This is a genomic window from Shimazuella sp. NTD250 (assembly GCF_059510375.1).
On the sequence record NZ_JCAJZS010000015.1, the window covers coordinates 1 to 10,995 of the forward strand.

General features: G+C 39.6%; 12 protein-coding genes and 1 pseudogene. 9 read left to right on the forward strand and 4 right to left on the reverse strand.

Annotated features, from left to right (window positions below; genetic code table 11):
* Positions 1 to 82 precede the first annotated feature (82 nt).
* The gene (locus AC5WOF_RS19235) at positions 83 to 583 is read right to left on the reverse strand and encodes a hypothetical protein (RefSeq protein ID WP_496051561.1); all 501 of its coding nucleotides are present in this window, start codon (positions 581 to 583) and stop codon (positions 83 to 85) included.
* A gap of 227 nt (positions 584 to 810) precedes the next feature.
* Here AC5WOF_RS19235 and AC5WOF_RS19240 point away from each other — a divergent pair, with 227 nt between their 5' ends.
* Together AC5WOF_RS19240 and AC5WOF_RS19245 are read left to right on the forward strand one after the other, a co-directional pair.
* The gene (locus AC5WOF_RS19240; RefSeq protein WP_496051562.1) at positions 811 to 2,052 is read left to right on the forward strand and encodes an LOG family protein; all 1,242 of its coding nucleotides are present in this window, start codon (positions 811 to 813) and stop codon (positions 2,050 to 2,052) included.
* A gap of 166 nt (positions 2,053 to 2,218) precedes the next feature.
* The gene (locus AC5WOF_RS19245; RefSeq protein WP_496051563.1) at positions 2,219 to 2,539 is read left to right on the forward strand and encodes a winged helix-turn-helix transcriptional regulator; all 321 of its coding nucleotides are present in this window, start codon (positions 2,219 to 2,221) and stop codon (positions 2,537 to 2,539) included.
* Here AC5WOF_RS19245 and AC5WOF_RS19250 read toward each other — a convergent pair.
* On the reverse strand, positions 2,536 to 3,075 hold the full coding sequence (locus tag AC5WOF_RS19250; protein WP_496051564.1) for an NAD(P)H-dependent oxidoreductase: 540 nt from the start codon (positions 3,073 to 3,075) through the stop codon (positions 2,536 to 2,538). The genes AC5WOF_RS19245 and AC5WOF_RS19250 overlap by 4 nt on opposite strands.
* Before the next feature lie 503 nt (positions 3,076 to 3,578).
* Between AC5WOF_RS19250 and AC5WOF_RS19255 the strand changes: the two genes are divergently transcribed.
* The 3 genes from AC5WOF_RS19255 (at position 3,579) to AC5WOF_RS19265 (ending at position 5,657) form a co-directional block, all read left to right on the forward strand.
* Positions 3,579 to 4,430, forward strand: a complete 852-nt coding sequence (locus AC5WOF_RS19255) for a class I SAM-dependent methyltransferase (protein ID WP_496051565.1) — start codon at positions 3,579 to 3,581, stop codon at positions 4,428 to 4,430.
* Positions 4,431 to 4,494: 64 nt separating this feature from the next.
* A complete protein-coding gene (locus AC5WOF_RS19260; RefSeq protein WP_496051566.1) occupies positions 4,495 to 5,154 on the forward strand; it encodes a hypothetical protein in 660 nt (219 codons plus the stop codon).
* Positions 5,155 to 5,363: 209 nt separating this feature from the next.
* Complete coding sequence (locus AC5WOF_RS19265; protein ID WP_496051567.1) at positions 5,364 to 5,657, forward strand: Tn3 family transposase; 294 nt, start codon at positions 5,364 to 5,366, stop codon at positions 5,655 to 5,657.
* 52 nt (positions 5,658 to 5,709) lie between these two features.
* Here AC5WOF_RS19265 and AC5WOF_RS19270 read toward each other — a convergent pair whose 3' ends face one another.
* Together AC5WOF_RS19270 and AC5WOF_RS19275 are read right to left on the reverse strand one after the other, a co-directional pair.
* Positions 5,710 to 6,414, reverse strand: coding sequence for a hypothetical protein (locus AC5WOF_RS19270; protein ID WP_496051568.1), 705 nt, complete (start codon positions 6,412 to 6,414; stop codon positions 5,710 to 5,712).
* Positions 6,415 to 7,245: 831 nt separating this feature from the next.
* A complete protein-coding gene (locus tag AC5WOF_RS19275) occupies positions 7,246 to 7,638 on the reverse strand; it encodes a hypothetical protein (protein ID WP_496051569.1) in 393 nt (130 codons plus the stop codon).
* 326 nt (positions 7,639 to 7,964) lie between these two features.
* On the opposite strand from AC5WOF_RS19275, the gene AC5WOF_RS19280 reads away from it, so the two are divergent.
* The 4 genes and pseudogenes from AC5WOF_RS19280 to AC5WOF_RS19295 all read left to right on the forward strand — a co-directional run bounded on the left by AC5WOF_RS19280 (position 7,965) and on the right by AC5WOF_RS19295 (position 10,873).
* Positions 7,965 to 8,435 carry a DUF2269 family protein gene (locus tag AC5WOF_RS19280; protein ID WP_496051570.1) on the forward strand — a complete coding sequence of 157 codons (471 nt, stop codon included), beginning with the start codon at positions 7,965 to 7,967 and terminating at the stop codon, positions 8,433 to 8,435.
* 239 nt (positions 8,436 to 8,674) lie between these two features.
* Positions 8,675 to 9,112 carry an Rrf2 family transcriptional regulator gene (locus AC5WOF_RS19285; RefSeq protein WP_496051571.1) on the forward strand — a complete coding sequence of 146 codons (438 nt, stop codon included), beginning with the start codon at positions 8,675 to 8,677 and terminating at the stop codon, positions 9,110 to 9,112.
* Between the two features lie 77 nt (positions 9,113 to 9,189).
* Positions 9,190 to 9,902 (forward strand): annotated as a pseudogene (locus AC5WOF_RS19290) (DsbA family oxidoreductase).
* Between the two features lie 104 nt (positions 9,903 to 10,006).
* On the forward strand, positions 10,007 to 10,873 hold the full coding sequence (locus AC5WOF_RS19295; RefSeq protein ID WP_496051572.1) for an SDR family oxidoreductase: 867 nt from the start codon (positions 10,007 to 10,009) through the stop codon (positions 10,871 to 10,873).
* The last annotated feature ends 122 nt before the right edge of the window (positions 10,874 to 10,995 follow it).

Genomic DNA, 10,995 nt, shown 5'->3' on the forward strand with positions numbered 1-10,995 from the left:
AAATAAGTTGCTCCCCTTGTAAGAAAACATATCAATAAAAACATGTCGTAACACAAGGGAAGAGTAACACAAGCAGATCAAATTAGTCAGAAATTTGTCTGCTTTGAATGGTTTGGTTGAACTGATAGGAAAGCACAGGCCTCCTTGCAAAGGTCAACTCGGCAGAGATGGCGCCGAATACATAATCTTGATGCTTGACGACGACAAACGTCGGAAAATAAATGCGTTTTTCCAACATGTCCATGTGCAGGAGACTTGTCCAAATGGTGAGATTCGGAAAGATACGTACTGTCGCAATTTTATCGGCTACCCAAGAATGTTCGTCCTTCTGGTTGATGTATTTAGCTGATACTCCCAAGCTATCGTGAAGATCAGTGAACATGAGTTTAGGACGAGAATCGTTCAAGCGTCCTTTTTTGTATGCATACTTGCCTTCAGAACGCCAAAGGTTTTTGCATTGTTGGGTACGAAGGGAACCGGGAATAAGAGTAATCCCATTGTTCACTTGAATAGGAGTACTCTTAGCTTTCTTGCCAAAGCTGACCGTCTTGATCGCTACAGGCTGTTTAGTTGAACCTACCAAGTTTTCTTGCATTGATTTCCGTTCTTTGATCTGACTTGTGTGACTGAATATGTACTTTATTATATACGATAATGAACTATGAATAAGTAAATTTTCTGTTAAGGGGGTAATGATAACACAGATACCTGTTAGTAAATGAACATGAATTTATGGTGCATAAAACTTTATTGGTAAATCAAACTAATTAATAGGATTTATTCTAAATGTCATAAGAAGGGTTGTTCCGTATGAATGAAATTGAACTGAATGGCACGATTTTTTATGAACCAACCACAAATCAATGGACGGCTTCTGGTACAGGTTGGTGGATTGAAAAAACGGACAATCATATGGCCAAGATTACGTTTGAAGAGCCAATTACCTTTGATTCTGGACAAATATCAAAAACAAAAAGTTATAGTCTTTTTATCAGCAATATTAATAAAAATGGGGACGTAGAGACTTATCACGTAGATGAAAACGGTTTTATCATTACTTGGAAGAATTATTCCAATGAGACCTGCATTGCTTCTTTTCAAGTAGTAGGAGTAAAAGCATGTTTCGTTCCAAATGACAGAAATTTGGGCACACAAGAGAGCGTAGCTGATATTTATGCTGCTGAACTTTTATTTAGTTATGAGGCTAAATATGGTGTAATAACTCTGATGGGTTCTGGTACGATTTCATGCAAAGAAATTGCGGAAGAAAAATTAGATATATTAGGTTGTCATGCAGACGAAGTGAAGAAAGCACTCGAAAAGGAAAACCATCCGCTGACGAGAAAACTTATGCAGGATCAGTTAAACAAGACAAATATGAGGATGGAGCGTCACAAAAAAATGATTGAAAAGAGCGCTAAATACTGGGATTCTGCGCTCAAATTTGGTGAGTTATGGGGACACTATTCTGCAAATGAACAGGAGAGTGTGCTTGGTGGTTGTTATGTACCGTTATGCACGGGTGGAGGACCTGGAATCATGCGGGCAGCTGCCCAAGGAGCAAGAAATCAAGATGCACATGTTATAGGAATTGATTGTCAGTTTGGAGTAGATAACTTCTTTAATCTCAAAGATACTTACTCTATCCATACCAATCAGCGTCTACGGCTTAATAATTTTTCTATCCGAGAGGGGGTTCTTATTAATTACTCTCATGTTATCCTGTTTTGGCCAGGTGGATTTGGAACTGCATGGGAAGTTTTTGAAACGCTTTCCAAAATACAAACTAATCACCTCCGAAAGCATCGAACAAAGGCAATATTTGTTCATCCGGAGTACTGGGAGCCTGTTTTCAAATGTATTGATAGTATGCGGGAACATGGTTCGATTAACAGCTATGGTGATCGAATTAAAATTCCCGGCATAGATGATCAATTACCAGAAGAAGCTTATATCGCGGAAGTCGCTGATGGTCCAGTAGAAGCTTTCGCAAAAACAAGGTCATTTGTGGAGGAACTTTATCAAAAGAATCAGCTGACATTGAAAGAATGAAGGAATGGTCTTAGCATCGAATTTGTTTGCAAAAAGAATCAACAGAAGAGTTGATTCTTTTTGCATGAGAGGCAAGTTTACAATTAGCAAGAACCGGATTCATATAATCTCCTGTTTACACTTTTTAATCAAGTTGCTAGTATAAGCATGCAAAGGAGATGGAAACATGGTATCAAAAAACTATCGGTATCCAGTAGAGTACACCTTAAAACTAATCGGAGGAAAATGGAAACCGCTAATTTTATTTATTTTATTGGAAGAAGGAACAAAAAGGTTTAGTGAATTCCACAAGATCATAGATGGCATCACTCAAGGAGTGCTAACTACCCAATTGCGAGAATTAGAGAATGACGGATTAGTTGAACGAAAAACATATGCTTCTGTACCACCAAAAGTTGAATATTCCCTTTCTCCTTTAGGTAAAACGTTATATCCTATTTTAAAGGGTATGTGTGATTGGGGAAGCAAACAGTTGAACCAAAATTAGTGAATCAGTTCTTCTAAGGACTCAGCTATATGTTTTTTGTATTTCTTGGCTTGATTTTGTAGATACTCATCACTGCCTCTACTGGCATTGTATGTGATAAACGACGGTAAAAAGGTTCCATTACAGCGCATAATTGTCGCTTGGATTGGTTTGATTAATTCACTTATCGAAAACCAATTATGTCCGCCGGCTCGATATGAATTCTCTGATCCGCCTGTTGTTATAGCAAGAATAAATTCTTTCCCTTTTAAATTATCTCCTCCTGGACCATATGCCCATCCAAACTGCATGACATCATCAAACCATTTTTTTAAAAGCGGTGGGCAACTGTACCAATAAAATGGAAATTGAAAAACAATGCGATCGAACTCTAATAATAGTTGTTGTTCTTTTTCTATATCTATTATCCAATTTGGATATTCTTGATAGAGATCACGAATAAATATATTTGATTCTTTTGATATTTCTGTCTTCAAAATTTGATTAGCACGAGATTCACCTAAGTCGGGATGTGCGACGATCACCATTATTTTCATGTTTTTCATCCTTTTTCGGTTGGTATAAGAACTCATTGATGATTATGACAGGTTTATAGTTGAAAGATAAGTACTTATATTTTTCGGAGTTAGTATGGTACAGCGTACTAATGCTAGAAATGTAGTCTGAAAGTAAAAATGAATCAAAATGTAGAGAGGAATTTTGAAGTAATAGTTGTCTTCGATCATATTTTAAAAATGGAATGAAGTATCATATATCTGTACTCACAATAAATGAAAACTAGTTTCTTTCGCAAACTAAAACCATGAACGCAGGAGTATTTTTTAATTTTTATGATAAGAAAATCCAAACAGCTTGGGAGAAAATGGAGGGAAGTTCATTTAAAAGAAGCTAGAATACAACACATAGATAATCAACATAATAAGAAGAAAATTTCAGAATCTGTTATATGTAAGGGAATTTATTAAAATAAAAACAAGGTTAACATGGATCAAAAAAACATTGAAAAGTGAGTGATTCGCTCGAAAGGAGAAAGAACAGTATGTATGATAATACTGAACCAGATCACACAGCAGTTCGAGTTGCGTTGTGGCGAGCATTGCATATAGAGGTCGATTCACCACCGTATGTATTCAAAGACGAGATCGGCCTGCAATTGGCAGATCCGGGAAATGGATGGCGTCAACGTCCTGACATGGATCCAGAGAGCACTAGTGGCTTCCGAGCATCGATCGTGGCCCGGGCTCGCTTTATTGAGGAACTGGTCATCGAACAGCTTAAGAAAGGAGTCACTCAGTATGTCATCCTCGGCGCTGGTCTCGACACTTTTGCTCAGCGCAGACCAGAGATAGCCTCTCAAATGCAGATTTTTGAGGTTGACCAGCCTAGTATGCTGGCTTGGAAGAAGCAGCGCCTGAATGTACTCGATTTTGACATCCCCAAGTGGTTACGACTCGTTCCAGTCGATTTCGAGGCTGGCTGGTCCTGGTGGGAACAGCTAAAGATTTCAGGATTCGATGCAAGTCGCCCAGCTGTTGTTGCCTCTACTGGTGTAACCCAGTACCTCACCAAAGATGCGATCGCTGCCACACTGCTCCAAGTTGCAACACTTACCCCCGGCTCCGCATTAGCCATGACGTTCCTGCTACCATCTGAGCTTACTGAGTCCAAGTTGCAGCCTAGTGTTGAGGAGGCGAAGAAGGGAGCGCGAGTAAGCGGCACGCCTTTTGTTAGCTTTTTCAGACCGTCAGAGATGCTGACATTGGCCCGCGAGGCAGGTTTCCAAGAAGTCCAGTACGTGTCATCGGCAGATCTTAACCAGCGCTACTTTACTGGACGAACGGATGGTCTGTGGTTGCCAAAGGGAGAGGAATTCTTGGTAGCTACTACCTAGAATTCAAGTTTTCAATAGACTTTATTACTAGTGGTATAAAGTAGACTTAAAGCAGGTATCTAGCATGCAGAAGAAGAAAATAGAGGTAGGGTTCATCTACTCCCTTAATCTATTAAAAAGGATGTTAGAAGATATGATCTATAATCTATTTGAAAAAGATAAAGAGGAAGATACAATTGAGTCCCGATTGAAAAGACTAGAACTTGATATAGAAGAAGCAATAAATGGAATTAATCCAGACGAAAATATAAATTTCTTAACAAAATTGAGCGATGATCTTTTCTCTATTTCTTGGAAACTAGATAATATCCTAGATGAAATTGAAGACTATAAAGAGACCGTAGAATGGAAAATGAGATCACTTCATGACGCTTACTATCTAGTAACCGAGTTAGGGGTTGAAGATTTAAATATTGAAACATGGAAAAGACAAGTAATTAGCAATCTAAAAATAGTAAATAAATTAGATAAACTTAAGGATCATGTTTTCAATTTAGAGAATGAGCTGGAATTTGGCAGTGGCTTCAACAGAATATTATCCCGAATAGAAGATTGTCTTGATTCAGACAATGAGTCCGATTTCGAAGTAGTTGAAAATAATGCTATAGAGGCAAAGAAATGTTTAAAAGTGATCCTTGAAGCATTACATCCTGTTATTAAGGATGAGAAGCTCAAAAGGTTACAAGATAGAGCATCAAAATTAGGGATACAGTTGGACAAATAATGGGAAGCTTTCAAGAGATGCATCAATGCTTGAAAAAGCTTCTAAAATAAAGAAGAGTCCCTGAATTTTGAGAACTTCTCTTTTATTTATGATGAATAGTAAATAAGTAGATTTCTCACACCGAGCTTTTCCGAGATGGTATACAGCATGGAGTTAGGGGTTAGAGCAAGCAATGGAGTTTATAAAAGCCGATCAAAACGCGAAATCAAATGGTTATTTTTTGGGGGAAGGTGTCACTGCGGAGAATGATGAGAGAAACAACGGAAGATAATTATGTCAACCAATTAGCAGAAAACTGCTTAATCTTCTATAATGTATTTGCCTTGTCCTTTATCTTGCACGAATACCAGCCGAACGGAAATAAAAGCGATGAAGAACTCTTAGGAGTTTTAAGTCCTAATATTGTGGCTCATCTCAATCGGTTTGGAAAATACCAACTAGATCTGAAGCGTCAACCATCTGACTTCATTTCGATGTTCCTAAGACCTCAATATAAATATTGATCCCACTCTAATTCAGCGCTAAGGCGTCGAATTAGAGTGGGTAGCCTCACGTTTACCGATAGGGATACCGATATGTGAGAGCCAGAGATACGGTGCAGAGTAACGCGCCCAGCAATAGGGCTGACGTCAAACCCAGCCACTGCCCGATACCGAACCCAAGGAACGCGGAAATCAGCTGGACGATGGTATCCTGTGACTTCTTTGCCGCTACATACAGCGACGAATTGTTTGTCAGTTGTCTTGCCTTACGGGCCATCCAAATTGGAGCCGTACGACCAAGCACGATGAAGGGAACAGCTACTATCAGAAGTACGCTTTGGGAAGTACTAAGTCCCAGTGCGCTCAAACAGTAGCCTACGACAGCCATACTATGACTCCAGAAAAGCCATCTGTGTACACTCCGCCACCAACTTGGAGTGGGCTCCATTGTTTTCAGTTCCGTCTTCTGGAGCAGATGGATACTGATGAGTGGCGTACACACAGGTACGACTGACAACAGAATCAAAGAACCCCAGCCTTGCATCGCTGAAAGGATCAGAACCGATCCAAAGATGGAAGACGAGATCGGAGCTCCAATTCCGAGGAGTTCGAGTCGAACGGCATTATCGGTACGCCATGTCGTTTTCTCTTTCTTTTGTTTTTTCTCTTTCTTTTGCTCTAGAGTTGTCTCTTTCATCTGCTTGATCGGCACGAGGAGGAGTACAGTGATGACAGCGGGGATGGTTACCCACAGCCAAATCTGCTGGTGTCGTACCAAGAAGAAACCCAGTGCCGTGAGGGATCCCGCCACAAGGCCTCGGATAAGTCCTGACCAGTTGTCGACCTGGAGGCCATCGTCTCCTTCGTTACCCCTCTGTTTCCTCAGCTCCAACCACCAGGCACCAATAGCCACAACCGCCCAAGAGGTTGGCAAGGTGGTAAACGCCTTTGCGTAGAAACCCCAGATCCAGTCCTTTTGTACCAAAACCCCAGTGATCGGATAGGAGAAGATCCACACAATAACTCCCCAGATGATCACCTTTTTCGGACCATAGCGGTTGATGATCCAAGTAGCGCTTGTGGTTCCTGCCAGTTGGAGACCCAGCTGAAAGATCGGCAGAGCTACAACATGACCACCATGTCCTTGCTCCATCATGATTGCTGGCAGCACTTGATGGATGATCGTTCCCGTTGGAGACAAAAAGAAGGTGAGAGCTAGCAGTGCCCTAGGAGTGGGCGTCCAATACCAACTCCGATGAAATTTCTGAGAAGTCTGCTTGACCCCTCTGAATAATTTCCTGATCATTGTCTCTCTTTCGTGAGACTGGCCAAGCTTATTGAAGGGAGGACCCTTTTGTTCTTCCAGACTCCTCAATTAAGCTTGTTAAGTTGCCCTATCTATAGGAAACTATATTCTCTAGATCCAGTCAACAGAGAAAGATGAACCATTTTTCCAGAAACCCTATGTTTTTGAATACAATAGAGACCCCTCGATCTGCAAATAGATTCCGTACCCTGTCCTCAACAGGTGGAAGCGGGTAAATCTAAAAAACGCCAATCTCCTCAATTGGCGTTTTGATCTTTTATTTAAAAAGTTGTGCTTCATGTATTATTCCATTCGCATAGATTCTATGTCATCGTTCCAAGCATCCCCAACATAAGGAACTTCCCCACAAAAAACTGTGCTTTTACCTCCATAATGTTGATCTTCATACACCCTAATACAATTTGTCCCAGCACCATTAAAATCATTTACTATAATAGAAGATACTTCGTTATCCCACCAGCCTAGTGAATAATAACCTCCTGAGTCGACACAACCATAATGTCTCCACTCTCCTTCATAATTAGCATGTTCATACAAAGTCACATCAACACACCCGGCTTTTGTGGTGTTATTACTTGATTTAATGACATTGGCTGCGCTTACAGGACTGAATCCAAGTGATAATATCAAAGCCATCAAAAAACAAACAGTCATCCATTTTTTTATGTTTTTCATAATAACTCCTCCTATTTTTGTAACATTCCTAATACTGTCTACATTTTACCATAAATGTAATATAAAGTTTCTTGTGAATTATATAGCATGCTTTATATTTACAAACCGATAGTCTGTATATATAATTGCCATATAAGTACTCATGTATGAAGGATGTTTGGCTATCGAATGTGACACTCTATTTCAGTAAGAAAACAATCTTTTAAAATGTATGAATGAAAATCGCTCATGAGTGATTTATTAAAAGCTTAATCAAGATGAGAATATATAGTTATGATCAAATTTTTTTATTGCATTCGTACTTCTAGCGGGCTAACGGAAGGGATATGAGTGAAATGACATTATGGTTATTTATTCACTTAGCTGGAGTGGTATTATCAGTCGGAAATATAATTGTTACTGCATTTTGGAAAATACGAGCAGATTATCAAAAAGATCCAACTCTTATTCATCATAGCGTTAAAAACGTGATGTTTGCTGACTATGTGTTTACCCTTCCAGGTATTATTCTAATTCTGGTATCAGGCTTAATTATGGCAGTAAAATCAGGTATGCCAATGACTGGATTCAATTGGTTAACCTTATCAATGATTCTATTTGGAATTACAGGATTCTTATGGCTTTTTATTCTAATACCAGTACAACGAAAAATGATTAAACAGAGTTCGAAATGGGTTGAAAATGGACAAATAGGAGCAGAATATCAAAAATTATCATATCTTTGGGCCGTCATTGGGGTTATTGCAACTATTTTACCTGTTATGATTATGTATTTTATGATAACGAAACCTTTTTAAAAAATAAATTTCTAAAAAACGCTATTTAAATTGTAATATGCTTTCATTCTCCTAATTTACAAACTATTATTTTTTTAAACAAATGATCTTTTGGGAAAAAGGAAAGAATATTGCTTTTTGGCTTGGCTGCTATAATAATGGAAAAGGACTTGAGAACTCAGAAACAACTTTCTTCCTGTATCCTCTTGACTTTCCCCTCCAGTTGTAACTATAATTGTTACAACTGGAGGGTGTCCGTAATGAAAATTAGCAGCAGATTTTCCATAGCGGTTCATATTCTTTCATTACTGGCTACTGCCAAGAATGCGCACCATACGTCGGAATGGATTGCCGATAGTGTTGGCACAAATCCAGTTGTCATTCGAAGAATACTTGGACAATTAAAGAGAGCAGGATTGGCAGGAGTACGAGCAGGCACGGGAGGGGCTTTTTTACTTAAAGGGTTAGAAGAAATTACGTTATTGGATATTTATCGAGCGGTGGAAGTAATGGAGGAAGGGGAGCTCTTTCACATCCATGAACAACCGAATCCAGACTGTCCAGTTGGTGCAAACATTCAAAGCGTTCTCGAACTGATCCTAAGACGGGCTCAAAATGCAATGGAATCGATCTTAGCTGAAATCACGATGCATGAATTAGTTTTTGAGCTTAACGAGCAGATAAAAAAGCAAACATGAGCCAATTTTTTTTGGAACTGTTGTAACAATTTGAATTACAACACCGTGTTTGAAATAACGGAAAGGATGTAGCTAGAATGAAAATTGAAATTTGGTCCGATTTTGCTTGCCCTTTTTGTTACATTGGAAAAAAACGGTTCGATGCTGCCCTTGATCAGTTTGTGTACAAAGATGATGTAGAAGTTATTTTTCGAAGCTTTGAGCTCGATCCGAATGCCCCAAGAGATGTGGATCATGATGTGCATGATATGTTAGCCACTAAATATGGCATGAGCCGGAAACAAGCAATAGAGATGAACCGAAATCTCGAAGTGCAAGCGAAGGAAGTTGGGCTTAGATTCGAGTTTGACACTATGATATTGACGAATACATTTGATGCTCATAGGTTGGCACACTATGCCACTAGTCAGGAAAAATGAACGAAATGGAACAAGAGTTGTTTCATGCCTACTTTACCGACTCTCAGCATTTAGGTGATCATGAGACGTTAGCTGAATTAGCGGTAAGGGTCGGGTTGGACCGTGATGAAGCTCTCAGGATAATCGTAAATGGTGTTTATTCCGATGAAGTGCGCGAAGATGAAAAAGAAGCAAGCCAGCTTGGTATCAATGGTGTGCCATTTTTCGTCATCAGCCGTAAATATGTCGTATCTGGTGCACAGTCTACTGATATGTTTCTTCGTGTTTTTATACTGTTTGGAAGGAATCGCAGGCGCAGAACGATAACGATATTGACGTCATCCACTTGTGCTGATGGTACTTGTACACTATCTGCTAAGCCTAAGAAGTAATGTCGAATTAGCAAAAAGCTCCCATTGAAGAGCTTTTATTATATATCTTTGTTGTAACATGTTTTATTACAACGATAAATAACGATTATATAGGAGGAAACATGATGAAAATTTTAGTAACTGGTGCAACAGGGAAATTAGGGTCGAAAGTAGTGGACATCTTATTGAAAAATGTACCAGCAAACCAACTGGCTGTCAGTGTCCGCAATCCAGATAAAGCAGAAGGATTCCGTAATAAAGGCGTTGGGGTTCGACAAGGTGATTTTGATCGTCCGGAAACGTTGGATGCAGCTTTTGCTGGAATTGATAGGATTTTGATCATTTCCGCAGATGGGGAAAATGAAATCCGAATTCGTCAGCATAGAAATGCTGTAAAAGCAGCAGCTCGTGCGAACATCGGTTTTATTGCGTATACAAGCATTGCAAATGCAGCTGAAAGCAAAAATTTTATGGCTCCACCTCATCGAGCTACGGAAAGGGAAATTCTCAAAACCGGTATTCCATACGCTTTCTTGCGCAACAATTGGTATTTAGAAAATGAAATATCGAGTATTCAAGGTGTATTAGCAGGGGCACCTTGGGTGACTTCAGCGGGATCTGGGAAGGTGGGCTGGGCTCTCCAGCAAGAATATGCAGAAGCTGCTGCAGCTGTACTTACAGAAAACGGTCATGAGAACAAGATCTACGAATTGTCTGGCAAACTACTTACTCAAGAAGAATTGGTGTCAGCACTTGGTATTGTTCTGAATAAAGAAGTACCTTTTCAGCAAGTCGACGATTTTACCTATGTTGATATCATGAAAAACGTAGGTGTACCAGACTTCGTTGTTCCAATTCTCGTCGGAATCCAACAAGGAATTCGCGAAGGAACATTGGAAGTGGAAAGTACAGACTTCGAAAAACTGCTTGGTAGACCACTAACACCGATCCAGACAGCTCTAAGTCGACTTGTTCAATCCACAAGAAAATGAAAGTAAGGTGCGAGGTACGAAAGAAGCATCAAGCCATCGGATTGGCTCAAGTATTCTAATTATATGCTGCAAATAGTGTAGCACATTGATATAAAGGCAGGACACCTAGTTGGGGTTCTGTC

Excerpts from the sequence above, each read along its gene's own strand:
- AC5WOF_RS19240 (WP_496051562.1), top strand. The coding sequence starts at position 811 with ATGAATGAAATTGAACTGAATGGCACGATTTTTTATGAACCAACCACA.
- AC5WOF_RS19245 (WP_496051563.1), top strand. The coding sequence starts at position 2,219 with ATGGTATCAAAAAACTATCGGTATCCAGTAGAGTACACCTTAAAACTA.
- AC5WOF_RS19250 (WP_496051564.1), bottom strand. The coding sequence starts at position 3,075 with ATGAAAATAATGGTGATCGTCGCACATCCCGACTTAGGTGAATCTCGT.
- AC5WOF_RS19255 (WP_496051565.1), top strand. The coding sequence starts at position 3,579 with ATGTATGATAATACTGAACCAGATCACACAGCAGTTCGAGTTGCGTTG.
- AC5WOF_RS19260 (WP_496051566.1), top strand. The coding sequence starts at position 4,495 with ATGCAGAAGAAGAAAATAGAGGTAGGGTTCATCTACTCCCTTAATCTA.
- AC5WOF_RS19265 (WP_496051567.1), top strand. The coding sequence starts at position 5,364 with ATGGTTATTTTTTGGGGGAAGGTGTCACTGCGGAGAATGATGAGAGAA.
- AC5WOF_RS19275 (WP_496051569.1), bottom strand. The coding sequence starts at position 7,638 with ATGAAAAACATAAAAAAATGGATGACTGTTTGTTTTTTGATGGCTTTG.
- AC5WOF_RS19280 (WP_496051570.1), top strand. The coding sequence starts at position 7,965 with ATGAGTGAAATGACATTATGGTTATTTATTCACTTAGCTGGAGTGGTA.
- AC5WOF_RS19285 (WP_496051571.1), top strand. The coding sequence starts at position 8,675 with ATGAAAATTAGCAGCAGATTTTCCATAGCGGTTCATATTCTTTCATTA.
- AC5WOF_RS19295 (WP_496051572.1), top strand. The coding sequence starts at position 10,007 with ATGAAAATTTTAGTAACTGGTGCAACAGGGAAATTAGGGTCGAAAGTA.